17 protein-coding genes are annotated in these 24,633 nt (G+C 62.3%); 10 read left to right on the plus strand and 7 right to left on the minus strand.

The features are described from left to right. Nucleotides 1-4: 4 nt before the first annotated feature. The 4 genes from J3A98_RS17170 to J3A98_RS17185 all read left to right on the plus strand — a co-directional run bounded on the left by J3A98_RS17170 (nt 5) and on the right by J3A98_RS17185 (nt 4,199). The gene (locus J3A98_RS17170; RefSeq protein WP_003254610.1) at nt 5-928 is read left to right on the plus strand and encodes a LysR family transcriptional regulator; all 924 of its coding nucleotides are present in this window, start codon (nt 5-7) and stop codon (nt 926-928) included. A gap of 13 nt (nt 929-941) precedes the next feature. Continuing rightward, entirely contained in the window at nt 942-1,754 is an 813-nt protein-coding gene (locus J3A98_RS17175) for an alpha/beta hydrolase (RefSeq protein WP_209967501.1), read from the plus strand. Then, nucleotides 1,748-2,305, plus strand: coding sequence for a peptidylprolyl isomerase (locus J3A98_RS17180; RefSeq protein WP_021783413.1), 558 nt, complete (start codon nt 1,748-1,750; stop codon nt 2,303-2,305). The genes J3A98_RS17175 and J3A98_RS17180 overlap by 7 nt, the downstream gene beginning before the upstream one ends. Before the next feature lie 61 nt (nt 2,306-2,366). Next, complete coding sequence (locus J3A98_RS17185; protein WP_209967503.1) at nt 2,367-4,199, plus strand: ABC transporter ATP-binding protein; 1,833 nt, start codon at nt 2,367-2,369, stop codon at nt 4,197-4,199. A gap of 124 nt (nt 4,200-4,323) precedes the next feature. Here J3A98_RS17185 and J3A98_RS17190 read toward each other — a convergent pair whose 3' ends face one another. After that, entirely contained in the window at nt 4,324-5,451 is a 1,128-nt protein-coding gene (locus J3A98_RS17190) for a GNAT family N-acetyltransferase (protein ID WP_209967504.1), read from the minus strand. 262 nt (nt 5,452-5,713) lie between these two features. Here J3A98_RS17190 and J3A98_RS17195 point away from each other — a divergent pair, with 262 nt between their 5' ends. Continuing rightward, on the plus strand, nt 5,714-6,958 hold the full coding sequence (locus tag J3A98_RS17195) for a putative porin (RefSeq protein ID WP_176685577.1): 1,245 nt from the start codon (nt 5,714-5,716) through the stop codon (nt 6,956-6,958). A 244-nt stretch (nt 6,959-7,202) separates the two neighbouring features. Here the strand turns inward: J3A98_RS17195 and J3A98_RS17200 are convergent, their stop codons facing one another. Together J3A98_RS17200 and hrpA are read right to left on the minus strand one after the other, a co-directional pair. Further along, nucleotides 7,203-8,324 carry a beta-ketoacyl-ACP synthase III gene (locus J3A98_RS17200; protein ID WP_176685578.1) on the minus strand — a complete coding sequence of 374 codons (1,122 nt, stop codon included), beginning with the start codon at nt 8,322-8,324 and terminating at the stop codon, nt 7,203-7,205. Between the two features lie 174 nt (nt 8,325-8,498). Beyond that, nucleotides 8,499-12,404 (minus strand): ATP-dependent RNA helicase HrpA, encoded by a 3,906-nt coding sequence (hrpA, locus tag J3A98_RS17205; RefSeq protein ID WP_209967506.1) that lies wholly within the window; start codon nt 12,402-12,404, stop codon nt 8,499-8,501. A 572-nt stretch (nt 12,405-12,976) separates the two neighbouring features. Here hrpA and J3A98_RS17210 point away from each other — a divergent pair. Then, nucleotides 12,977-14,341: a glutamine synthetase family protein gene (locus J3A98_RS17210; protein WP_209969891.1), complete on the plus strand. Its 1,365-nt coding sequence runs from the start codon at nt 12,977-12,979 to the stop codon at nt 14,339-14,341. Nucleotides 14,342-14,365: 24 nt separating this feature from the next. Further along, nucleotides 14,366-15,673 (plus strand): FAD-binding oxidoreductase, encoded by a 1,308-nt coding sequence (locus J3A98_RS17215; RefSeq protein ID WP_209967508.1) that lies wholly within the window; start codon nt 14,366-14,368, stop codon nt 15,671-15,673. A 283-nt stretch (nt 15,674-15,956) separates the two neighbouring features. Here J3A98_RS17215 and fadD1 read toward each other — a convergent pair whose 3' ends face one another. Beyond that, a complete protein-coding gene (fadD1, locus tag J3A98_RS17220) occupies nt 15,957-17,654 on the minus strand; it encodes a long-chain fatty acid--CoA ligase (protein ID WP_209967510.1) in 1,698 nt (565 codons plus the stop codon). Nucleotides 17,655-18,074: 420 nt separating this feature from the next. On the opposite strand from fadD1, the gene J3A98_RS17225 reads away from it, so the two are divergent. Then, complete coding sequence (locus J3A98_RS17225; RefSeq protein WP_209969857.1) at nt 18,075-19,133, plus strand: IS110-like element ISPpu11 family transposase; 1,059 nt, start codon at nt 18,075-18,077, stop codon at nt 19,131-19,133. Nucleotides 19,134-19,421: 288 nt separating this feature from the next. Here J3A98_RS17225 and fadD2 read toward each other — a convergent pair whose 3' ends face one another. Next, complete coding sequence (fadD2, locus tag J3A98_RS17230; protein WP_176685581.1) at nt 19,422-21,110, minus strand: long-chain-fatty-acid--CoA ligase FadD2; 1,689 nt, start codon at nt 21,108-21,110, stop codon at nt 19,422-19,424. 218 nt (nt 21,111-21,328) lie between these two features. On the opposite strand from fadD2, the gene J3A98_RS17235 reads away from it, so the two are divergent. Together J3A98_RS17235 and J3A98_RS17240 are read left to right on the plus strand one after the other, a co-directional pair. Then, nucleotides 21,329-22,273: an alpha/beta hydrolase gene (locus J3A98_RS17235; RefSeq protein ID WP_209967513.1), complete on the plus strand. Its 945-nt coding sequence runs from the start codon at nt 21,329-21,331 to the stop codon at nt 22,271-22,273. Between the two features lie 34 nt (nt 22,274-22,307). Continuing rightward, nucleotides 22,308-22,778 (plus strand): MaoC family dehydratase, encoded by a 471-nt coding sequence (locus tag J3A98_RS17240; RefSeq protein ID WP_003254624.1) that lies wholly within the window; start codon nt 22,308-22,310, stop codon nt 22,776-22,778. A 119-nt stretch (nt 22,779-22,897) separates the two neighbouring features. Here the strand turns inward: J3A98_RS17240 and J3A98_RS17245 are convergent, their stop codons facing one another. Together J3A98_RS17245 and J3A98_RS17250 are read right to left on the minus strand one after the other, a co-directional pair. Continuing rightward, nucleotides 22,898-24,136: an RNA polymerase sigma factor gene (locus J3A98_RS17245; RefSeq protein ID WP_209967516.1), complete on the minus strand. Its 1,239-nt coding sequence runs from the start codon at nt 24,134-24,136 to the stop codon at nt 22,898-22,900. Then, nucleotides 24,136-24,621, minus strand: coding sequence for an SRPBCC family protein (locus J3A98_RS17250; RefSeq protein WP_176685584.1), 486 nt, complete (start codon nt 24,619-24,621; stop codon nt 24,136-24,138). Before J3A98_RS17250 ends, J3A98_RS17245 begins: the two co-directional genes overlap by 1 nt. Nucleotides 24,622-24,633: the final 12 nt, after the last annotated feature.

The raw sequence follows: 24,633 nt of genomic DNA on the forward strand, positions 1-24,633 counted from the left end.
AAAGATGAAAGCGCCACGCGTAACCCTTGACCAGTGGCGAACCCTGCAAGCAGTGGTCGATCACGGCGGGTTTGCCCAGGCCGCCGAGGCCTTGCACCGCTCGCAGTCATCGGTCAGCTACACCGTGGCCCGCATGCAGGAGCAACTGGGCGTGCCGCTGTTGCGCATCGATGGCCGCAAGGCGGTGCTGACCGAAGCCGGCAATGTGCTGCTGCGCCGCTCGCGCCACCTGGTCAAACAGGCCAGCCAGCTCGAAGACCTGGCCCATCACATGGAACAAGGCTGGGAAGCCGAGGTGCGCCTGGTGGTCGATGCCGCCTACCCCAGTGCCCGCCTGGTGCGCGCGCTGGCTGCGTTCATGCCGCAAAGCCGCGGCTGCCGGGTGCGCCTGCGTGAAGAGGTACTGTCTGGCGTGGAGGAAGTGATGCACGAAGGCATCGCCGACCTGGCCATCAGCAGCTACAGCATCGGCGGCTACCTGGGTGCCGAATTGAGCGCAGTGGAGTTCATCGCCGTCGCCCACCCCGAGCACAGCCTGCACCGCCTGGGCCGTGAACTGACCTTCCAGGACCTGGAAAGCCAGCTGCAGGTGGTGATCCGCGATTCCGGCCGCGCCCAACCGCGTGACGTAGGCTGGCTGGGCGCCGAGCAGCGCTGGACCGTCGGCAGCCTGGGCACCGCCGCCACCTTCGTCAGCAGCGGCCTGGGCTTTGCCTGGCTGCCCCGTCACATGATCGAGCGTGAACTGCGCGAAGGCGTGCTCAAGCCCTTGCCACTGGATCAGGGTGGCAGCCGCCACCCACTGTTCTACCTTTACTCGAGCAAAGAGAAGACCCTGGGCCCGGCCACGCAGATTCTCATCGACCTGCTGCGCAATTTTGACACCGCGCCACTGGACGTGCCCTTCGCAGCCCCCCCGCAAGCCTGAGAGGACCGCGCCCATGGCCTATTTCGAACACGAAGGATGCACACTGCATTACGAGGAATATGGCCAGGGCGAACCCCTGGTATTGCTGCACGGGCTGGGCTCCAGCTGCCAGGACTGGGAGTTGCAGGTGCCAGTGCTCAGCCGCCACTATCGGGTGATCCTCATGGACATCCGCGGCCACGGTCGCTCCGACAAACCCGCTGACGGTTACCAGATCGCCACCTTCAGTGCCGACCTGCTTGCCCTGCTCGAACACTTGCACACAGGCCCGGTGCACTTCGTCGGCCTGTCCATGGGCGGCATGGTCGGCTTCCAGTTTGCCGCCGACCACCCGCAATGGTTGCGCAGCCTGTGCATCGTCAACAGCGCCCCCGAGGTCAAGCGCCGCACCCGCAGTGACTGGCTATGGTGGTTCAAGCGCTGGAGCCTGGCGCGCGTCCTCAGTGTCGAAACCGTCGGCAAGGGGCTGGCCGAGCGACTGTTCCCCAAACCACAACAAGCAGACCTGCGGCAGAAGATGGCCCAGCGCTGGGCGCGCAACGACAAACGCGCCTACCTCAAGAGCTTCGACGCTATCGTCGACTGGGGCGTGCAGGAACGCATCGGGCAGATTCGCTGCCCTACTCTGGTGATCGCCGCCGACCACGATTACACGCCGATACAACTCAAAGAGCGCTACGTCGCCCTAATACCCAACGCCAGGCTGGTCGTCGTCGACGATTCCCGGCACGCTACACCCCTCGATCAACCCGAGGTCTTCAACCAGACCCTGCTGCAGTTCCTCGCAGCCGCTTCCACCTCTCAAGGATCTTTGAGCCCATGCTGAAAAAACTCCTGCTCACCGCCTGCTCGGTTGCCTTCGCCACCAGTGTCATGGCTTCCGACAAGACCCCGCACGTCATGCTGGACACCAGCTTCGGCCAGGTCGAAATCGAGCTGAACGCCGAGAAGGCACCGATCAGTACCAAGAACTTCCTGGAGTACGTCGACAGCGGCTTCTACAACAACACCATCTTCCACCGCGTGATCCCGGGGTTCATGGTCCAGGGCGGCGGTTTCACTGACCAGATGGTGCAGAAGAACACCAACGACCCGATCAAGAACGAGGCCAGCAACGGCCTGCAGAACACCCGCGGCACACTGTCGATGGCGCGCACGTCCAACCCGAATTCAGCCACCAGCCAGTTCTTCATCAACGTCGCCGACAACGACTTCCTCAACCCGGGCCGCGACGCCGGTTACGCCGTGTTCGGCAAAGTGACCAAGGGCATGGAAGTGGTCGACCAGATCGTCAACTCGCCCACCACCATCAAAAAAGGCATGCGCGACGTACCGGCCGATCCGGTCTATATCAAGTCCGCCAAACGTATCGACTGACTGCAGCTTCACAAGGATGTGAAACCGCCTGAGGGTCGGACGAACAGGAGTGTTGTCGACCATGCTGTACCGTCGTTTCGAAAGACTGATCGATATTTTCCGCGCGGCACCGAGCGAAGCCCCACCGAGCACGGTGTGGCCGTTCTATCTGTACTACCTGCGCCAGGTATGGCCTGCTTTTCTCGCGCTGCTGGTGGTTGGCCTGTTCGCCTCGCTGATCGAGGTGGCGATGTTCAGCTACCTCAGCCGCATCATCGACCTGGCCCAGGGTACGCCCAATGCCAACTTCTTCAGCGAGCACAGCGGCGAGCTGATCTGGATGCTGGTGGTGATCCTGCTGCTGCGGCCAGTGTTCTTCGGCCTGCATGACCTGCTGGTGCACCAGACCATCAACCCTGGCATGACCAGCCTGATCCGCTGGCAGAACCATACCTACGTGCTCAAGCAGAGCCTGAACTTCTTCCAGAGCGACTTTGCCGGGCGCATTGCCCAACGCATCATGCAGACCGGCAACTCGCTGCGCGACTCCGCCGTACAGGCCGTGGACGCGCTATGGCATGTACTGATCTACGCCATTACGTCGCTGGTGTTGTTTGCCGAGGCCGACTGGCGCCTGATGCTGCCGCTGCTGTTGTGGATCATCGGCTACATCGCCGCGCTCTGCTACTTCGTGCCGAGGGTGAAGGAACGCTCGGTGATTTCTTCCGACGCCCGCTCCAAGCTCATGGGGCGTATCGTCGATGGCTACACCAACATCGCCACCCTCAAGCTGTTCGCCCACACCGACTACGAACAGCAATACGCTCGCGAAGCAATCCGCGAACAAACCGAAAAAACCCAGCTGGCCTCACGGGTGGTCACCAGCATGGACGTGGTCATCACCACGCTCAATGGCCTGCTGGTGGTCACTACCACCGGCCTTGCCCTGTGGCTCTGGAGCCAGTCGCTGATCACCGTTGGCGCCATCGCCCTGGCCACTGGCCTGGTGATCCGCATCGTCAACATGTCAGGCTGGATCATGTGGGTGGTCAACGGCATTTTCGAGAACATCGGCATGGTGCAGGACGGCCTGCAGACCATCGCCCAGCCGGTCACCGTCACCGACCCGCCCAATGCGCCGGCACTGAAGGTCAGCCGCGGCGCGGTGCGTTTTGATGACGTCGACTTCCATTACGGCAAGGCTGCCAATGTCATCGAAGGGCTCAACCTGGACATCCGCCCTGGTGAGAAAATTGGCTTGATCGGCCCATCCGGGGCAGGCAAGTCGACCCTGGTCAACCTGCTGTTGCGCCTGTACGACGTGCAGGGTGGGCGCATCCTGATCGACGGCCAGGACATTGCCGAGGTCAGCCAGGCCAGCTTGCGTGCGCAGATCGGCATGATCACCCAGGACACCTCGCTGCTGCACCGTTCGATCCGCGACAACTTGCTGTATGGTCGCCCAGACGCCAGCGAGGCGGAGTTGATAGAAGCCGTGCGCCGTGCCCGCGCCGACGAGTTCATCCCGCAACTGTCGGACGCCCAGGGGCGTACCGGCTTCGATGCCCATGTGGGGGAGCGCGGGGTCAAGTTGTCGGGCGGTCAGCGTCAGCGCATCGCAATTGCCCGGGTACTGTTGAAGAATGCACCGATCCTGATCATGGACGAGGCCACCTCGGCGCTGGATTCGGAAGTGGAAGCGGCGATCCAGGAAAGCCTGGAGACGCTTATGCAGGGCAAGACGGTGATTGCCATCGCCCACCGGCTGTCGACCATTGCCCGGATGGACCGGCTGGTGGTGCTGGACAAGGGGCGAATTGCCGAGAGTGGCAGCCACAGTGAGTTGCTGGAGCAGCAAGGGCTGTATGCCCGATTGTGGCACCACCAGACCGGAGGCTTTGTCGGGGTCGATTGACACCTGTGCGGCCTCTTCGCGGGCTCGCCCGCTCCCACAGGATCACCACAGGCCATCAGAACTGTGCAATACCTGTGGGAGCGGGCAAGCCCGCGAAAAGGCCGGCACAGGCAACACAAAACGCTCAGTCCCGGCGGTAGGGCAACATCCCCCGCGCCTCCTCGGCATACCCCTTGACCCCTTCCCGTTCCTGGAGCAGAAAGTCCTCCACCGCCCGCCGCAACCCCGGGTGCAGCAGGTAATGCCAGGACCGCGTCAACACCGGCTCGAACCCGCGAATCAGCTTGTGCTCGCCCTGCGCCCCGGCATCGAAACGCTGGTAACCCTCGGCAATGGCAAAGTCCATGCCCTGGTAGAAGCACGTCTCGAAATGCAGCCGATCGAACTCATCCAGGCAGCCCCAATAGCGGCCAAACAGGCTGCCCCCCCCCACCAGGCTCAGGGCCATTGCCACATCACGCCCGCCTTGGCGCGCCATCACCACGCGCAACGCTTCGGGCATGCGTTCGGCCAGCAGGCTGAAGAATTCGCGGGTCAGGTAAGGTGCCCGGCGGCGTACCGCATAGGTGTTGGCGTAACACAGGAAGACGAAGTCCCACTGCGCCTCGTCCAGCTCTTCGCCGCGGTACCAACGGAATTCGATGCCCTGCCCGGCCACCTGCTCGCGCTCCTTGCGCATCTGCTTGCGCTTGCGCGAGCTGAGGCTGTCGAGAAAGTCCTGGAAGTCGCGATACCCCCGGTTTTGCCAGTGAAACTGGCAACCCAGGCGTTCCATCCACCCTGGCAGGCCCGCCAACTGCGCGTCCAGCGCCTGGTCGGTGAAGTTGATGTGCGCTCCGGAAAGCCCACCCTTGCCTAGATACTCCGGCAGGGCCTGCAGCATCAACAAACCGTCAGCCGGATCGGCCGCCAGCAGCCGAGGGCCGCTGACCGGACTGAACGGTACAGCGCCAAGCAGTTTTGGATAGTAGGCGATACCGGCCCGCTGACAAGCATCGGCCCAACCATGATCGAACACATACTCGCCAAACGAGTGCCACTTGCGGTACGCGGGCAACAGCGCCCGCACCTGCCCGTCACGCTCCAGCACCAGGTGCTCGCTGGCCCAGCCGGTGTTGCGCGCCACGCTGCCGCTGTCCTCCATTGCACTGAGAAAAGCATGGCGCAGGAAGGGTTGACCGGCTGGCACAAGGGCATCCCAGGTGGCCGTCGGAAGATCACGCAGATGGGCAAGGCTGTACAGGCTGGTCACGTTTTCGGCTCGCTGTCTGAAGACCGTCAGTATCCCCAAGGAAGGCCCGCCGCTCAAATGACGATCGACGGGTTGATCCCTTCATTCTCAATTACTTAACAACAGTGCCATTAATCAGACATTAATCTGTCATTGGCCCCCGCAATACTTGCGCCTGTTTTCCGGATCCACAGAACCTGTCTACTCAGGCCCTTTCCGAAGACATGCCAATGCAGGGGCAGGCGCTCGAGCCTCCCCCATTTTTTTCAGTAGGGAGAACCTTATGCGTCTTGTTTCCACACTTACCGGAGTAAGCCTCACCGGCATGATGCTGGCCCTGAGTGCCCCGGCCAGTGCTGCTGTCGACGCCAAGCTGCTCGAAATGCTCCGCGCCAATGGCTCGATCAACCAGGCGCAGTACAACGAACTGCAGGGCGACCTGGCAAAAGAAACCAAGGAAAAGGCCGACCAGAAAGCTCAGTCCGAACGTATGAGCTCCTTTGAACAAAAAGTGGCATGGGCCGCCAAGACCCAGATCAAAGGTGACGTACGCCTGCGTTACGAAGACGTCAACGTCGACGACCCGAACAGCAGCAGCGGCAACCAGGACCGCCAGCGCGTGCGTGCCCGTGTCGGCTTCTACAGCGAGATCAACCCGCAGGTCGACGCAGGGGTTCGTATAGCCACTGGCAGCAGCGCCGACCGGCGCTCGACCAACCAAAGCCTCGATAACTACTTCGACAAGAAGTCGCTGTGGGTCGACCTGGCCTACCTCGACTGGCACCCGACTGCAGTCCCTAACCTGCACCTGATTGGCGGCAAGATGCCACAGCCTTGGGTGAGCATGGGCGACATCATCTGGGATGGCGACATCAACCCGGAAGGTGTGGCTGCCACTTACAAGGCTGACCTGGGTGGGGCCGAGGTCTTTGCCAGCGCCGGTCAGTACACCCTGAAGGATAACGTCGATGGTGACGGCGTCCAGTACAAGCACGATGCGCAGGTCTACCACGGACAGCTGGGCGCCAAGTTCGCGCCGGCCGACGTGCTCAAGCTCACCGTGGGTGCCAGCATCTATGGTTACGACAACGACAAGGAAGCAGCCATCCTGCAGTCGTTCGGCAACACCACCAACGAGTTCAATCTGGTGGAAGGCTTTGGCCAGATCGATTTCACCGGCTTGGCCATTCCGTTGTCGGCCTATGGCCAGTACGTGAAGAATACCGAGAGCACCGATGGCGAAGATCAGGCCTGGCTGGCTGGCTTGAAAACCAAAATGGGCGCCTGGAGCCTGGACTACAACTACCGCGATGTGCAGCGTAACGCGGTGGTCAGCCTGTTCACCGATTCGGACTTCGGCAACGGCTTCACCGGTTCGCGTGGTCACAAGTTCAAGGTCGGTTACGAGATCGACAAGAACTTCTCCCTGGGTGCTGCCTACCTGATGGCCAAGACCGACCTGTCGCAGCTGCCGAACAGCAATGCTGACGTAGACACCCTGCAGGTTGATCTGGAAGCCAAGTTCTAAGCGACACCCTGCTCTGCTTCACCTGAAGCGGGAAATGCCGACCCCATCCGGCGTTTCCCGCTTTTTTGCCTGCCAGAAATGCATCGGCCACTTTCTACCGGGCGTTCACCGGTGCCGGCGCTACCGTATTCGCGGGTGAACCCGCTCCTACAACGGTCGGTGGTGTACACGCATGGGCGGTCCGGCACGGCCCGTCGTAGGAGCGGGTTTACCCGCGAAAGGGCCGGAACAGGCTTCTGCTCAATCAGCGCTTGCGCAAAATCACGCTACCGATCGAATACCCCGCACCAAACGAGCTCAACACGCCCAACGAGCCCTTTGCCAGGTCATCCTGGTACAGGTGGAAGGCAATCACCGACCCCGCCGAGCTGGTATTGGCGTAACGGTCCAGAATCACCGGTGCCTCTTCCTCGGCCACCTCACGCCCCAACAGTTTCTTGACGATCAGCTGGTTCATGCTGAGGTTGGCCTGGTGCAGCCAGAAGCGCTTCACGTCGCCCGGTTGCAGCCCGTTCTCCTGCAGGTGCTCACCGATCAGCTCGGCCACCTTCGGGCACACCTCGCGGAACACCTTGCGGCCTTCCTGGATGAACAGCTTGTCCGCAGCGCCTTCGCCCTCTTCCGCCGCACGGTTGAGGAAGCCGAAGTTGTTGCGGATGTTGTTGGAGAACTCAGTCCAGAGCTTGCTGCTGACGACGTCGAACTGGTGCGCCGAAGTGGCCTGGTCGGCACGCTCCAGCAACACGGCGGTGGCAGCATCGCCAAATATGAAATGGCTGTCGCGGTCACGGAAGTTGAGGTGGCCAGTGCACACTTCGGGGTTGACCATCAGCACTGCCCGCGCCTGGCCCAGCGCTACGCTGTTGGCGGCGGTCTGGATGCCGAAGGTGGCCGACGAGCAGGCCACGTTCATGTCGAAGGCAAAACCCTGGATACCCAGTGCCTGTTGCACTTCGATGGCGATGGCCGGGTACGGGCGCTGCAAGTTGGAGCAGGCGACGATCACCCCGTCGACATCGGCCGCCGTTCGGCCAGCGCGCTGCAGGGCCTGACGGGCAGCGGCCACGGCCATTTCACAGAGCACCGACGGTTCATCGTTGCTGCGCTCGGGCAGGCGCGGCTTCATGCGCTGCGGGTCTAGGATACCGGCCTTGTCCATGACAAAACGGCTCTTGATGCCCGAGGCCTTTTCGATAAACGCCGGGTCGGAGAGCGGCGCCGCTTCGACCTCTCCGCGCTCGATGGCGGCAGCGTTGTCCTGGTTGAACTGCTGCGACCAGGCGTTGAAGGAAGCCACCAGCTCTTCGTTGGAAATGCTCTGGGCCGGGGTGTACAGGCCGGTGCCGCTGATCACGACGTTATGCACGGTCGTTCCTCTGGTCAAAGGCCATCGCCACAAGGCGCTGGCTGGGAATATGACAGGTTAATGGCACTTTAGTGCCAATTCAGGGGCGTACATTTACCCCCGCAGGGCGGGCTTACCCGCCAAGGGCCGCAAAGCGGCCCCAAACGCCCCAAAGTTTGCCACAAATAATGAAGGTTAGCCTTCCACCTGACTCCATTGTTTGCTCAATCGCTTGTCAGAAATCGGCACCTTGGTCCCCAACTGCTGGGCAAACAGCGACACTCGATACTCTTCCAGCCACCAGCGGTACACGGTCAGTTGCTCATCGCGCTTGCCTTCCTGGGCATGCTTGTCGGCACGGGCCTTGTACTGCGTCCACAAATTGGCCAGCTCGCCGCTCCACACCCGGTCCTTCTGTACTTGCGAGCCAAGTTTCTCGAGGCGCAATTCAACCGCCTTGAGGTAACGCGGCAACTCCTTGAACCACACCCCAGGCGTTTCGCGCACAAAGCCCGGGTACACCAGGTTGCCTAGCTGCTGTTTGATATCGTTCAGTGCCACCGCTTGGCTCAGGTCGATCTTGCCCTTGAAGCGCTTCTGCAGCCCATGCCACAGCTTCAGCACTTCCAGGGTCTGCCTGGCCAGGCGCTCGGCATGCTCGGCCCAGCTGCCGCGCTTGCGTTCAGCCAGCCCGGCCAAGGCCGCGCCATCACGTGGCAACGGTTGTTCGCCTTCGAGGATGCAACTGTCCAGGCTAGCCAGCAGAATGTCTTCGACCAGCGCCTCTACTCGCCCCATTTCACGGTACAGCAGGCCCAGCTCGGTCAGCCCCGGCAGCTTGCCGCGCAGGAACTTGGCCGGCTCGGCCAACTGCTGCAGCAATAGCCGTTGCAATGCGCGGCGGTGCTGAAACTCGGCTTCGGCCTGGGTCGAGAAGCGCCCTTCACGCACGGTGCCGTTGTCTTCCACCAGTGCCGGGTACACGGTCATCGACAGGCCGGCGATCTTCTGCTGGGCGGTCTGCTTCACTTCGCTGAAGGCCTTGGCCTGCACCGGCTGCTCACCCTTGGCGTCACGCGGCACGGCCAAGGCAGCCTGGCTGGCGGCAGCAAAGCGCGCGGTCAGTTCTGCCAGGTCACGGCCTTCGCCAAGGAACTTGCCCTGACCATCGACCACTTCGATGTTCATGCGCAGGTGGCCTTCGACCTGGTTGACCGACTCGTCCCAGGCCTCATCCGACACACGTGCCCCGGTCATGCGCAACAACTCCTGGCCCAGGGCCTGCGGTAGCGCCCCTTGGCCGAAGGTCATGCGCGCCAGCGAAGCCTTGACGAAGTCTGGCACCGGGACGAAGTTCTTGCGCAGGGCCTTGGGCAGGTTGCGCACCAGCGCCACGCACTTGGCCTCCAGCAGACCTGGCACCAGCCACTCCAGGCGCTCGCCCGGCAGGCTCGGCAACAGCGGCGCCGGCACCCGCACCGTCACACCATCGCGGGGGTGGCCGGGCTCGAAGTGGTAGCTCAGCGGCAGACGCAAATCGCCCACCTGCATACTGTCGGGGTACTGTGCGGCGGTCACTTCGCTGGCCTCGCGGGCCAGCACGTCCTCCTCGCGCATGATCAGCAGGTTGGCGTCCTTTTGGCTGCCCATGCGGTACCAACTGTCGAAGGTCGCCGTCTGGTGGATTTCTGCCGGCAGGCGCGCTTCGTAAAAAGCGTACAGCGTTTCTTCGTCAGCCAGAATGTCACGCCGGCGAGCCTTGGCTTCCAGCTCGTCCAGCTCTTCAAGCAGGCGCTTGTTGGCCGTCAGGCACTTGGCCCGCGACTGGATTTCGCCACCCACCAGGCCTTCGCGGATAAACAGCTCGCGCGAGGTCGCCGGGTCGATCGGGCCGTAGTGCACTGGCCGGCGGCCGACCAGGATCAGGCCGTAGAGGGTGATCTGCTCGTAGGCCACCACCTGCCCGCGCTTCTTCTCCCAGTGCGGCTCGAAATGGTTTTTCTTGATCAGGTGGCCGGCCAGCGGCTCGATCCAGTCCGGCTCGATCTTGGCCACCATGCGCGCATACAGCTTGGTGGTTTCGACCAGCTCGGCAGCCATGACCCACTGCGGGCGCTTGCGCCCCAGGCCCGACGACGGATGCACCCAGAAGCGCCGCTGGCGGGCGCCCTGGTAGTCGCCCTCTTCGGTTTTCTGGCCGATCTGGCTGAGCAGCCCGCTGAGGATCGCCTTGTGCAGCTTCTGGTAATCGGTCGGTTCCTTGTTCACCGTCAGTTGCAGGTCGCGGCAAATCAGCGCCAACTGACGATGAGCATCACGCCACTCGCGTAGGCGCAGGTAGTTCAGGAACTGCTTGCGACACCAGTTGCGCAGCGGGTTGGCGGTCAGCGCCTGGCGTTGTTCCTCGAAGCCACGCCACAGGTTGACCAGCGCAGCGAAGTCCGAGTCCACGTCCTTCCACTGTGCGTGCGCCTGATCGGCGGCCTGCTGGCGTTCTGGAGGGCGTTCACGCGGGTCCTGCACCGACAGCGCGCTGGTGACGATCAGCACTTCCTGCAGGCTGCCCAGGCGTGCGCCTTCAAGCAGCATGCGGCCCAGCCGAGGGTCGATCGGCAAGCGCGCCAACTGGCGGCCAATTGGCGTCAGCTGGTTCTCGCGGTTGACCGCCGAAAGCTCCTGCAACAGGTTGAAGCCGTCGCTGATGGCTTTGCCATCTGGCGGCTCGATGAACGGGAAGGCATCGATTGCACCCAGGCGCAGGTGCAACATCTGCAGGATCACCGCCGCCAGGTTGGTGCGCAGAATCTCCGGGTCGGTAAACGCTGGCCGGCTGTTGAAGTCCTCTTCGCTGTAGAGACGCACGCAAATGCCAGGCTCGACCCGGCCGCAACGGCCTTTACGCTGGTTGGCACTGGCCTGTGACACTGCCTCGATCGGCAGGCGCTGGACCTTGGCGCGGTAGCTGTAGCGGCTGATGCGCGCAGTACCGGTGTCAATCACATAGCGGATGCCCGGCACAGTCAGCGAGGTTTCGGCGACGTTGGTGGCCAGCACCACGCGGCGCCCGGTGTGCGGTTGGAAGATACGCTGCTGCTCGGCCGGTGACAGGCGCGCGTACAGCGGCAAAATCTCGGTATGGCGCAGTTGCGCCTTGCGCAGAATCTCGGCGGCATCACGGATTTCCCGCTCGCCCGGCAGGAAGATCAGCACATCGCCGGGGCCCTTGCCTTCGCTGCGTTCGTGCTGCGCCAGCTCATCGAGGGTGGCAAGGATGGCCTGATCGACGGTGAGGTCGTCCTCGATCTGGTTGCCCTCTTCGTCCTGTTCGCTGGTCAGCGGGCGGTACCAGGTGTCCACCGGGAAGGTGCGCCCGGACACCTCGATGATCGGTGCGCCGTCGAAGTGCCTGGAAAAGCGCTCCAGGTCGATGGTGGCCGAGGTAATGATCAGCTTCAGGTCCGGTCGGCGATGCAGCAACGTTTTCAGGTAGCCGAGCAGGAAGTCGATGTTCAGGCTGCGCTCGTGCGCTTCGTCGACGATGATCGTGTCGTAGCGTTCAAGGAAGCGGTCGTGCTGGGTTTCGGCCAGGAGGATGCCGTCGGTCATCAGCTTGACCAAGGTGTTGGAATCGCTCTGGTCTTCGAAACGCACCTGGTAGCCGACCAGCGCGCCCAAGGGCGTGCCCAGCTCTTCGGCGACCCGCGCTGCCACGCTACGCGCTGCGATCCTGCGTGGCTGGGTATGGGCGATCAACCCATGGCTGCCACGGCCAAGCTCAAGGCAGATCTTCGGCAACTGGGTCGTCTTGCCAGAGCCGGTTTCGCCGGCAATCACCAACACCTGGTTTTCGGCCAGGGCCTTCTTGATTTCGTCACGCTTGGCGGCGATGGGCAGGTTGTCGTCGTAGCGTACGGTCGGCACGCTCTGCTGACGCGCGGTGACCTGAGCGCAGGAGGCCTGGACCTTCTCCACCCACTGCGCCAGCTTCGCCTCGTCGGGGCGCTTGCGCAGTTCGTGCAGTTGCCGGCGCAAGCGATGGCGGTCGGCAATCATGGCGTGGTCGAGGTTTTGCAGCAGTTTGTCGATGGCGTGGTCAGTCATGGGGCTTTTTAGTGATGCAGGTGAGCCTGCTTTTTCATGATCGGCATTCGGAAAGTCGGGCGATTGTCGCAGATTTGCGGATTCTCTGCTGCCTGCACGCTCCCTGTGGGAGCGGCCTTGTGTCGCGATAGGGCCGCAAAGCGGCCCCAGCAATTTCTGCGTGGTCGCTGATGGCCGGGGTCCGCTACGCGGCCCTTTCGCGACGCAAGGCCGCTCCCACTTTGACCGTGATGCTTTCAACACGAATGTTTAGCCAAGTGCGATGTAAAGGTTGCCATTCACTGCTTTAATCAACCTTACGCCGCATGTGAGTATCAAAGGCATGACTCCCGCCCAGCCCATCGCCCCACCGTCGTCCCGCCCTTCGCTGCCGAAGGCCCGGAGGCGTGCCGGGGAAAATCCGCTGGTCCACATCATCCTCGCCTTCTGGGCCTTGTGGCACTGCCGTCACGCGCGCCCACCGGACACCTCGCTCACGCCATTGTGACCAAACCCGGCCACCTTCTGGCCGTTTGACTCATCCGGGCCGCCTGCTTGCGCGGTGGCCCTGCGCGCCCATGAGCGAATTGATCATGCACTTTGCCCCTGTAGAGCAGGCTACCCGTTTTCTGGCCGACAACCCCGATATCGAGTTGTTTGAACTGTTCATCCTCGACGCCAACGGCGTGCCACGCGGCAAACTGTTGCACCGCGAGGAACTGCTGGCCGTGTACCAGACCGGCCGGCCACTGCCCAGCACCATCCTTGGCCTGACCCTCAATGGCGACGACGTGGAAAACTCCGGCCTGGTGTGGGATGTCGGCGATATCGACTGCCGTGCCTACCCGCTTGACGGCAGCCTGGTGCGCCTGCCCTGGCGCCGGGTGCCAACCGCCGCAGTGCAGGTGAGCATGCACCCCAAGGAGGGCCTGCCCGCCAGCATCGCTGACCCACGCCATGTGCTGCTGCGCACCATCGAAGCGCTGAAGGCTGACGGTTATCACCCGGTGATGGCCTGCGAGCTGGAGTTCTACCTGCTTGACCAGCAGCGTGATGCCCAAGGCCGCCCACAACCGGCGCTGGACAACGATGGCGGCCGCCCCCGCAGCACCCAGGTCTATGGCCTGCGCGAACTGGAGCAGATCGAACCGTTCCTCGCCGACCTCTACGCTGCCTGCAAGGCCCAAGGCATCCCGGCGCGCACGGCCATTTCCGAGTACGCCCCCGGCCAGGTGGAAATCACCCTGGAGCATGGCGATGCGCTGCAGGCGATGGACCAGGCGGTGCGCTACAAGCGCCTGGTTAAAGGTGTGGCCCATGCCCACGGCATGCAGGCCTGCTTCATGGCCAAGCCATTCGCCCAACTGGCCGGCACCGGCATGCACATGCACCTGAGCCTGGCCGACAGCGACGGCAACAACCTGTTCGCCAGCGAAGACAAGGCCGGCACCCCGCTGCTGCGCCAGGCCGTGGCCGGCATGCTGCGCCACCTGCGCGACTCGCTGTTGCTGTTCTGCCCCAACGCCAACTCGTACCGCCGTTTCCAGGCCAACAGCTATGCGCCCCTGGCGCCAACCTGGGGCGTGGACAACCGCACCGTGAGCCTACGCGTGCCGGGTGGCCCGGCCAACAGCCGGCATGTGGAGCACCGCATCTGCGGCGCTGATGCCAACCCTTACCTGGCTGCAGCGGCGATCCTTGCTGCCAGCCACCGGGGCATCCGCGAACAGCTTGACCCAGGCGCCCCCGTTGAAGGCAACGGCTATGCCCAGGCCACCGAACACTTGCCCACCGACTGGCTGACCGCCCTCGACGCCCTGCAACAATCCGATTGGGCCCGTGAAGCATTGGGCGAAGACTTCCTTGGCGTGTACCTGAAGGTCAAGCGCGCCGAGTACCGCCAGTTCATGGCCGAAGTCAGCGAACAGGACTGGCGCTGGTACCTGCACCAGGCCTGAGCCCCTACATAACAAGGAACACCCATGAACGCAGCATTGAACAACGGCCCGGCGCAGCGCGCGCCGTCCTATTACAGCGCCACCCTCAACGACCACAGCGAGTACCCGCAACTCAAGGGCACAGTGCAGGTGGATGTGGCGATCATCGGCGGTGGCTTTACGGGCGTGGCCACGGCAGTGGAACTGGCCGAGCGCGGCCTGAAGGTCGCCATCGTCGAAACCAACCGCATCGGCTGGGGTGCCAGCGGGCGCAACGGTGGCCAGGTCACCGGCAGCCTGTCGGGCGACGAGGCCATGCGCGCGCAGATGCGCAACCACCTGGGCGCCGAAGTCGACGATTTCATCTGGCACTTGCGCTGGCGCGGGCACCAGGTGATCGAGCAGCGCGTGGCGCGCTATGGCATCGATTGCGACCTCAAGCGTGGCCACCTGCATGCAGCCATGAAGCCTTCGCACATGAACGAGCTGCGTGCGTTCGAGGCCGAGGCACGGCGCCGTGGCATGGGCGAGCAGGTGCAACTGCTCGACCGCTCTGCAGTGGCGGAGCATCTGCAAAGCCCGCTTTATCTGGGCGCGTTGAAGAACCTGCGCAACCTGCACCTGCACCCACTCAACCTGTGCCTGGGCGAAACCCGTGCCGCACATGGCCTGGGTGCACTGATATTCGAAAATTCCGAAGTACTGGACATCGTCCATGGCCCGCGCCCGGCGGTGGTTACCGCCCACGGCCGGGTGGAAGCACGCCAGGTGATGTTGGCTGGTGATGTGTATCACAAGCTGGAAAAGCGCCAGCTCAAGGGCAAGATCTTCCCGGCCATGGGCGGTATCGTCACCACCGCGCCCCTGGGTGAGCTGGCCGAGCAGATCAACCCACAGGACCTGGCGGTATACGACTGCCGCTTCGTCCTCGACTACTATCGCCTGACAGCCGACAAACGCCTGCTGTTCGGCGGCGGCGCCAACTACTCCGGCAAGGATTCACGCGACATCGAAGGCGAATTGCGCCCCTGCATCGAACGCACCTTCCCGGCATTGAAGGGGGTGCCGATCGAATTCCAGTGGAGCTGCGCCATGGGCATCGTGGTCAACCGCATCCCGCAGCTGGGCAAGCTGTCGGACAACGTGTGGTACTGCCAGGGTTACTCGGGGCACGGCATTGCCACCAGCCACATCATGGGTGAGATCATGGCCGAAGCGTTGACCGGGACGCTGGAGAAGTTCGACACCTTTGCCCAGTGCAAGCATGTGCGCGTGCCGATGGGGGACTTGCTGGGGAATCCGCTGCTGGCGGCGGGGATGTGGTACTACCAGATGCTCGAGAAGCTGCGCTGAGTTGCGCGGATGTAGGAGCGGGTTTACCCGCGAAAGGGCCGGCCCTGCTGACCGATCTCCACCCGCCGTTCACCGTTGTCGCCACTACCGTATTCGCGGGTAAACCCGCGCCTACAGGGGCTCACAATGTCTGAAGACGGCGCCGCATCTTATTGTGGGGCCTTGTGTCGCGAAAGGGGCGCAAAGCGCCCCCAGCCATTGTTGCATCGCCGCCGAAACCCCAGGGCCGCTTCGCGGCCCTTTCGCGACACAAGGCTCCTACACTGAGCGTGCAGGTTTATGGTCAGGCGATCTTCTTCAAACCTTGCTTCTTGAGCTCTTCATCACGCAGTTCGCGGCGCAGGATCTTGCCCACGTTGGTGGTTGGCAGCGAATCGCGGAACTCGATCTGGCGCGGTACCTTGTAGCCGGTAACGTTGGCACGCATGTGCTCCATCACCTGCTCCTTGGTCACGGTCATGCCCGGCTTGACCACGATGAAGACCTTGATCACTTCACCCGACTTCTCGTCCGGCACACCAATGGCCGCGCACTGCAGCACGCCCGGCAAGGCCGCCAACACGTCTTCCAGCTCGTTGGGGTACACGTTGAAGCCCGAGACCAGAATCATGTCTTTCTTGCGGTCGACGATGCGCATGTAGCCATCCGCCTGTATCAGGGCGATGTCACCGGTCTTCAGCCAGCCTTCGCTGTCGAGAATCTCGGCCGTGGCGTCTTCAAGCTGCCAGTAGCCCTTCATCACCTGCGGGCCCTTGACGCACAGTTCGCCCACTTCGCCAAGCGGCAGCTCATTGCCGGCGTCGTCGATGATCTTGCACTGGGTCGACGGCACCGGAATACCGATAGTACCCACCTGGTTCGCTTCAGATGGGTTCACTGCCGCCACCGGGCTGGTTTCGGTCATGCCGTAGCCTTCGCAGATGGCACAACCGGTAACGGCCTTCCAGCGCTCAGCCACACTCAACTGCAGGGCCATGCCGCCCGACAGGGTGATCTTCAGCGCCGAGAAATCCAGGGCACGGAATGCCTCGTTGTTGCACAGGGCAACGAAAAGGGTGTTGAGGCCGACAAAGCCGCTGAACTTCCACTTGCCCAGTTCCTTGACCATCGCCGGCAGGTCTCGCGGGTTGCTGATCAGCACGTTGTGGTTGCCGATCAGCATCATCGCCATGCAATGGAAGGTAAACGCATAGATGTGGTACAGCGGCAGCGGGGTGATGAGGATTTCGCAGCCTTCGTGCAGGTTGGCGCCCATCAGTGCCCGGCACTGCAGCATGTTGGCCACCAGGTTGCGGTGGGTCAGCATGGCGCCCTTGGCCACGCCGGTGGTACCGCCGGTGTATTGCAGCACCGCCACGTCGTTGGCCTGCGGGTTGGCTTCGGTCACTGGCTGGCCCTTGCCCAACGCCAGGGCGTCATTGAAACGCACGGCCTGCGGCAGGCTGTAGGCCGGCACCATCTTCTTCACGTACTTGATCACGCTGTTGATCAACAAGCGCTTGAGTGGCGGCAGCAGGTCGGCCACTTCGGTGACGATAACGTGCCTGACCTGGGTTTTTGGCACCACTTTCTCGGCCAGGTGAGCCATGTTGGCCAGGCACACCAGGGCCTTGGCACCAGAGTCGTTGAACTGGTGTTCCATCTCCCGCGCGGTGTACAGCGGGTTGGTGTTGACCACGATCAGCCCGGCACGCATGGCACCGAAGACCGCGACCGGGTATTGCAGGACATTGGGCAATTGCACGGCAATGCGGTCACCCGGCTTGAGGTCGGTATGCTGCTGCAGCCAGGCGGCAAACGCCCCCGACAACGCATACAACTCGCCATAAGTGATAGTCTTGCCCAGGTTGCTAAAGGCCGGTTTGTCGGCAAAGCGTTGGCAGGATTGCTTGAGTACCGCCTGGATATTGGGGAATTCGTCAGGATTGATTTCCGCCGTAATCCCGGCTGGGTACTTATCCTTCCAAAAATTTTCGATCATGGAAGCCCACTCCTTCAGCAACAGCGAAGTTCGATTCACGCGTCGATGCGCTTATTATTGATATGGGATGACGGTTCGTTGCAAACCGGATCATCTGGAAGCGGGCCGAGAGTAACAGCTTTGTCCGGGGTCGCCTAGAGGCCAAAACAGGCCTTACGGTCACAAAAATGACTCAATGAACAATACAGGTCATTTTTAGAGTAATTATCCAAAATGTCGCAGATAAGGCTGTATAGAGCCTGTTAGAGCGGTTTAAGGCATTCGCGGGTAAACCCGCTCCTACATTGGGCGGTGTAATCGATGGACTCGCCCCCGCCGAGGCATCACAGTGCCACGGTGGTGTTCAAAGAAGCCAACGGCAGCGAGGGCGAGACCATGAAAAAGCATAGTTCGAAACAAGATTCCCTGTCTTCCACTGATGTGGAGCTTTGCACAACCATCTGCGTAGACCTGGCCAAACAGGTCTTCCAATTAGCAGGCGAGGACGCTACTGGTCGGGTGATCTACGAAGATCGCATCAAATCCCGCCAAGCGTTCCATGATTTCCTGCTCAGGCTGCCAACGACCGTGGCCGTCTTGATGGAATGCGGTCCAGGTGCACAAGCCTGGGCCAGGCTGCTGCAGACCAAAGGTAATCCGGTTCGCATCCTGCCGGCGCAACGTGTCGCCGAACATCGCAGCGGTGCTAAGAACGATCGTAACGACTGCTATGCCATTTTGCGTGCCGGTCGCGATACGAGCATCGCTTCGATACCGATCAAGAGCACCACAGCACTGGCTATTCAAGCGCTGCACCGTATCCGGCGCGGTAACATCAAGCGACATACCGCGCTGGGTAATCAGATCCGTGGTTTGCTACTTGAGCATGGCGTATCCATGCCCCAGGGCGATGCCGCGATCAATAAGCATGTGCCTCAGGCGCTTGAGGATGCTTCCTTGCCTCTGCCCGACCTGTTGCGCGAGTTGCTCGATGAGTTGCTGATGGACTGGTTGTCTCTAGGTGAACGCATAGCGGCGCTGAGCCGCCGGCTCGAAGCGACTGCCCAAGAGGATAAAGTCGCTCAGCGACTGATCACCATTCGCGGCGTCGGCCCTATCATTGCCACGGCGATCGTGGCGAAACAGACCGACCCCAGCCGCTTCGCCAGTGGCCGAATGTATTCCGCCTTCTTCGGTATCGTGCCCGATCAGCACAGCAGCGGAAACAAAATCAGATTGGGCAAGATGAGCAAGCGCGGTGACGGCTACATACGCAGCCTGATGATCCAGGGCGCGCATGCCGTCTTGAGCCAGCTAAGGCCTGATTCCGATCAGCCAGATGATCGCCGCCTCTTGCGCTGGCTATCCCGCCTTGGGCGCAAGGAGGCGGCGATCAGGCTGGCTAATCGAAATCTGCGGATTATCTGGGCCCTGTTACAGAGCGATCAGGTTTACCAACGCAAACCGAACGAAAAACCGGAGGCGGCTATGAGCCTCTGACCAACCGGGTAATGCCACCGGGGCGCTAGGCGCTCCAACCCCTGCTAGTGAACATTGACCCTAGGTAAGACCGTCGCAGACCGATGCCTCCGCTCCTACAGGCCTGATAGTGGCCTCAATGTAAACGGCACACTGCGAGCTCACCACGATGTTGGCCAGAAGCAAAAAGCTTCCTCGAATAGGCCTGATACATAGATGCAACCGGGTTCCTATGTTCAAAAAGCAGCTAGACAGTGTGGGCGAGTCCATACATAGGAGCGGGTTACCCGCGAAGACGCCATCCCCGTATCAAGCTATATCGCGCAACTCCCGCCGCAATATCTTGCCCACCGGCGTCATCGGCAACGATTCGCGCAGCACGATGTGCTTGGGTACTTTGTAGCCGGTGAAGTTGGCCTTGCAGTAGGCCTTCAGCTCATCAACGCTCACCCCGCCCTCGCGCGGCACCACGAACAGCTTGACCGCCTCGCCTGAACGCTCGTCCGGCACGCCGATAGCCGCACAGTTGGCGACCTTGGGATGCCCCATCACCACATCCTCGATTTCGTTGGGGTACACATTGAAGCCCGAGACGATGATCATATCCTTCTTGCGGTCGACGATGCGGGTGAAGCCGTCCGGGTCGATCACCGCGATATCACCGGTCTTGAACCAGCCTTCTGCATCCAGTGCCTGGGCCGTTGCCTCGGGCTGCTGCCAGTACCCCTTCATGACCTGCGGGCCTTTGATGCAAAGCTCGCCCCGCTCGCCCAGCGGCAGTTCGTTGCCGTCATCATCGATGACCTTGAACGCAGTACCCGCCACAGGGATGCCCACCGTCCCCAGACGCGCCAGCTGGCCGTATGGGTTGGTGCTGGCTACCGGCGAGGTTTCTGTCAGGCCGTAGCCTTCAACGATGCGGCACCCGGTAAGGTTTTCCCAGCGCTCGGCGGTGGCCTTGACCAGCGCTGTGCCACCAGAATTGGTGACCTTCAGCGCCGAGAAGTCCAACTGACGGAAGCCCGGGTGGTCCATCAGGGCGACAAACAGGGTATTGAGGCCCAGCAAGCCAGAGAAACGCCATTTGCCCAGCTCCTTGATGAAGCCGGGAATATCCCGCGGGTTGGTAATCAGCACATTATGGTTGCCGGTCACCATCATGCACATGCAATTCGCGGTAAATGCATAGATGTGGTAAAGCGGCAACGGCGCGATCATCACCTCCTGGCCGTCCTTCAGCAGCTTCTGCCCATCGGGGCCGTGCTGCGAAAAGCAGGCCAGCACCTGCAGCATGTTGGCCACCAGGTTGCCGTGGGTGAGCATGGCGCCCTTGGCCAGGCCAGTGGTGCCGCCGGTGTACTGCAGCACAGCGATGTCATCGAGGTTCAGCGACACCGGTTTGGGCGACAGCCCGCGGCCCTCGCGCAGCACCTGCTTGAACGGCACCGCTTGAGGCAACTGGTAGGCCGGCACCATCTTCTTCAACTTGTCGACCACGGTGTTGACCAGCCAGCCCTTGGCGGTCGGCAGCAGGTCGCCCATCTTTGCCTCGATCAGGTACTCGATACCGGTATCGGGCAGCACCTCCTGCACGCGCTTGCCGAACATGTTCAGGTACACCAGCGCACGCGCGCCGCTGTCCTTGAACTGGTGGCGCATCTCGCGCTCGGTGTACAGCGGATTGGTGTTGACCACGATCAGTCCGGCGCGCATGGCACCGAAAACGGCGATGGGGTACTGCAGCACGTTGGGCATCTGCACGGCGATGCGCTCACCCGGCTTGAGGTCGGTGTGCTGCTGCAACCAGGCAGCGAAGGCTGCCGAATGGCGCTCCAGTTCCGCGTAGCTGAGGGTCACGCCCAGGTTGCTGAACGCCGGACGGTCCGCAAAGCGCTTGCAGGAGCGTTCGAACACCTCGACGACCGAGGCGTAGGCATTGATGTCGATGGTGGAAGGCACGCCCGCCGGGCGCTTGTCATTCCAGAAGTCGGCTTGCATTTATTATTGTTCCTCTGCCTGGACCTGCACTGCGTCCTTTAGTCCTTTGCCTGACCGCCTGCTGGCGAAAAGGCGTTGATTCGACGTTAGCAGGTAAACCCAAGGTGGCATATACGCCAAGTCCCGCCATTAACATTGTGAATCTTATTTGTGCCCCTCCTGCAATCCGGCCGGTTGTGCATACACTGTTCGGGTAACCGCGCGCACAAGGACCCGCCATGCACCACGACGCCTTCTGGCTGCCCGCCAGTGAGCACTGCAGCCTGTATGTATACCAATGGCTGCCGGCCACACCGGTAAAGGCCGTGGTGCTGCTGGCCCATGGCATGGCCGAGCATGCCGGGCGCTACCAGCGCCTGGGCCAGGCCCTGAGCGAGGCCGGCTTTGCTCTGTTCGCTGCCGATCAGCGTGGCCACGGGCGCACTGCCGAACTGGGCAACCTCGGCCTGTTCGCCCGCCATCATGGCTGGAATGCCGTGGTCAACGACCTGGGATGCGTGGCCCAGCACATCGGCCAGCAGTTCCCGTGCACGCCGCTGTTCCTGTTCGGCCACAGCATGGGCAGCTACATCGCCCAGGCCTACCTGCTGCATCACAGTGGCAGCCTGCACGGGGCGATCCTCAGCGGCTCCAACTACCAACCGGCCGTGCTGTACCGCGTTGCGCGGCTGATTGCCCGGCTGGAGTCCTGGCGCCAGGGGCCACTGGGCAAGAGTGCACTGATCGAATGGTTGTCCTTCGGTTCGTTCAACAACGCCTTCAAGCCCAACCGCACGGCATTCGACTGGCTCAGCCGCGACCCGGGCGAGGTCGATCAGTACGTGAATGACCCGTTATGCGGCTTTCGCTGCACCAACCAGTTGTGGCTCGACCTGCTGCAAGGCTTGGCGCAGATCAGCCAGCCGGGTAACCTCGCGCAGATCGATCCCAACCTGCCGATGCTGGTGATCGGCGGTGAATGTGATCCGGTCAGTGCCGGCAAGCGTCTCACCCATCTGGCCGACGCCCTGCGCGCGACCGGCAATCGACATGTACAGCTGCGCGTCTATCCTGATGCGCGGCATGAAGTACTCAACGAAACCAACCGTGGCGAGGTCATCGCCGACATTCTCGGCTGGCTTGAACAGGCGCTGGCCCTTGGCCGCCCTGCGCGCAGTGAATGATAGTCGCCCTCGCCCAACGCTTAAGGAAGCATCGATGTCCCAGGTCACCAACACGCCTTACGAAGCCCTCGAAGTCGGCCAGAAGGCCGAGTACAAGAAGTCCGTAGAAGAACGCGACATCCAGCTGTTCGCTGCGATGTCCGGTGACCACAACCCGGTTCACCTGGATGCCGAGTTCGCCGCCAAGAGCATGTTCCGCGAGCGTATTGCCCATGGCATGTTCAGCGGCGCGCTGATCAGTGCTGCAGTGGCGTGCACACTGCCGGGCCCTGGCACTATCTACCTGGGCCAGCAAATGAGCTTCCAGAAGCCGGTGAAAATTGGCGACACCCTGACCGTGCGCCTGGAAATCCTCGAGAAGCTGCCCAAGTTCAAGGTGCGCATCGCCACCAATGTGTACAACCAGAACGATGAGCTGGTGGTCGCGGGTGAAGCCGAGATCCTGGCGCCGCGCAAGCAGCAGACCGTCGAGCTGGTGTCACCGCCGAATTTTGTGGCTAGCTGACGTGTGATGCAGCCAGCCTCTTCGTCGAGGCTGCTCTCCTGGGTAACCCGCTAATTCGTTGATTTAGCGGGAATCCTGCGGAAGCGGGCTTGCCCGCGAAGAGGCCGGCGCCCCCCACATCATTCGATAGCCTGCAAGCGCCGCTCGATATGCCGCCGTTCTGGCGCCTGCCGTGTCATGGCCAGCGCCTTCTGCCAGGCCGCACGCGCCGCTTCCACCTGCCCCAGCTGGCAATGCAGCTCGGCCCGCGCCGCATGTGCCAGGTGATAGTCCAGCAACTCCCCCCGCGCCAGGATCCCTTCGATTTCCCGCAAACCAACCTCCGGCCCATCCCGCTTCGCCAGCGCCACCGCCCGGTTCAGCTCCACCACCGCTGATGGCCAATACCGCTGCAACACATCATACAGCCCAACGATCTCCCCCCAGTCCGTCTCTTCAGCCGTCGCCGCTTCGGCATGCACAGCAGCAATCGCCGCCTGGACGGTATAGGCCCCGAACGCACGGCTCTGCAGGGCCTGGCGCACCAGATCACAGCCCTCGGCAATGAACTGCCGGTCCCACAAGCTACGGTCCTGCTGCTCCAGAACCACCAGATTGCCTTGGCCATCGATACGCGCCCGCTGCCGGGACGCCTGCAGCAACATCAACGCCAACAGGCCGACCGCCTCCGGGTCGGGCAGCAACTGCACCAGCAACCGCGCCAGGCGAATGGCTTCATCACTGAGCGCCTGCTGCAGCAGTGTCTCGCCCGATGACGCCGAATAACCCTCGTTGAACACCAGGTAGATCACCCGCAACACGCTTTCCAGGCGCTCGGGCAGCTCATTCAGCTCTGGTACCTGGTACGGTATGCCGGCATCACGGATCTTGGCCTTGGCGCGCACGATACGCTGGGCAATGGTGGCCGGGCTTTGCAGAAAGGCCCGGGCAATCTGCTCGGTGGTCAGGTCGCAGACTTCGCGAAGGGTCAATGGCACCTGAGCGTCGGACGACAGGGCCGGATGGCAACAGGTGAAGATCAGCCGCAGGCGGTCATCCGCCAGCAGCTCTTCTTCACTGGGGTCCTGCGCCTGACCCTCCAGCAGCATGCTCAAGTCAGCCTGGGAGCGGTCGAAGCGGGCGCGCCGGCGCAGCGCATCAATGGCCTTGAAGCGCCCCACAGAGACCAGCCACGCTCGCGGGTTGACGGGGATACCGTCGCGTTGCCAGCGCTCGACGGCAATGAAGAAGGCATCATGCATGGCCTCCTCGGCCAGGTCGAAATCACCCAGCAAGCGGATCAGTGTCGCCAGGATCCGCCGCGACTCCTGCCGGTACACGGACTCGACTTCGGTGCGCACCAGGGCCAATGCGGTCATCAGTCGGGCATCCGCTGGGTCACCACCTCCACCAGGCGGTCCAGGCTTTCTCCCCAGCCTTGGTAGAAGCCCATTTCTTCATGAGCCTGGCAGTCAGTGGCATTCCAGTGCCAGGCACGGGCGGTGTAACGGGTTTTGCCCTGTTCCTCGTCAAAGCTGATCACGGCGGTCATGAAGGCCTTGTCCGACGGTACCCAACCGGGGCCGAAGGCATCGGTGAACACCAGCCGGCGTGGCGCGGCAATTTCCAGAAAAACGCCTTGGTTCGGGTACTCGCTGCCATCCGGCGCCCGCATCAGAGTGCGAAACAGGCCACCGGCCCACAGCTGCATTTCACATTCCGGGGTGGTCATGCCGTGCGGCCCCCACCACTGCATCAGCCACTGGGGTTCGGTCCAGGCGCGGAATACCTTGGCCGGTGGTGCGTCGATCAGACGGCTGATGGACAACTCGTATTGCGCTTGCGCAATGGGTGCAAGGCTCATGCTGATGGTTCT

This window comes from Pseudomonas sp. BP6 (assembly GCF_017875935.1).
In the GTDB taxonomy this organism is placed as follows: Bacteria; Pseudomonadota; Gammaproteobacteria; order Pseudomonadales; family Pseudomonadaceae; genus Aquipseudomonas; species Aquipseudomonas putida_Y.

Bases quoted from the DNA above. Each gene is read 5' to 3' on its own strand.
- J3A98_RS17170 (WP_003254610.1), top strand. From the start codon at position 5: ATGAAAGCGCCACGCGTAACCCTTGACCAGTGGCGAACCCTGCAAGCA.
- J3A98_RS17175 (WP_209967501.1), top strand. From the start codon at position 942: ATGGCCTATTTCGAACACGAAGGATGCACACTGCATTACGAGGAATAT.
- J3A98_RS17180 (WP_021783413.1), top strand. From the start codon at position 1,748: ATGCTGAAAAAACTCCTGCTCACCGCCTGCTCGGTTGCCTTCGCCACC.
- J3A98_RS17185 (WP_209967503.1), top strand. From the start codon at position 2,367: ATGCTGTACCGTCGTTTCGAAAGACTGATCGATATTTTCCGCGCGGCA.
- J3A98_RS17195 (WP_176685577.1), top strand. From the start codon at position 5,714: ATGCGTCTTGTTTCCACACTTACCGGAGTAAGCCTCACCGGCATGATG.
- hrpA (WP_209967506.1), bottom strand. From the start codon at position 12,404: ATGACTGACCACGCCATCGACAAACTGCTGCAAAACCTCGACCACGCC.
- J3A98_RS17210 (WP_209969891.1), top strand. From the start codon at position 12,977: ATGCACTTTGCCCCTGTAGAGCAGGCTACCCGTTTTCTGGCCGACAAC.
- J3A98_RS17215 (WP_209967508.1), top strand. From the start codon at position 14,366: ATGAACGCAGCATTGAACAACGGCCCGGCGCAGCGCGCGCCGTCCTAT.
- fadD1 (WP_209967510.1), bottom strand. From the start codon at position 17,654: ATGATCGAAAATTTTTGGAAGGATAAGTACCCAGCCGGGATTACGGCG.
- fadD2 (WP_176685581.1), bottom strand. From the start codon at position 21,110: ATGCAAGCCGACTTCTGGAATGACAAGCGCCCGGCGGGCGTGCCTTCC.
- J3A98_RS17235 (WP_209967513.1), top strand. From the start codon at position 21,329: ATGCACCACGACGCCTTCTGGCTGCCCGCCAGTGAGCACTGCAGCCTG.
- J3A98_RS17240 (WP_003254624.1), top strand. From the start codon at position 22,308: ATGTCCCAGGTCACCAACACGCCTTACGAAGCCCTCGAAGTCGGCCAG.
- J3A98_RS17245 (WP_209967516.1), bottom strand. From the start codon at position 24,136: ATGACCGCATTGGCCCTGGTGCGCACCGAAGTCGAGTCCGTGTACCGG.
- J3A98_RS17250 (WP_176685584.1), bottom strand. From the start codon at position 24,621: ATGAGCCTTGCACCCATTGCGCAAGCGCAATACGAGTTGTCCATCAGC.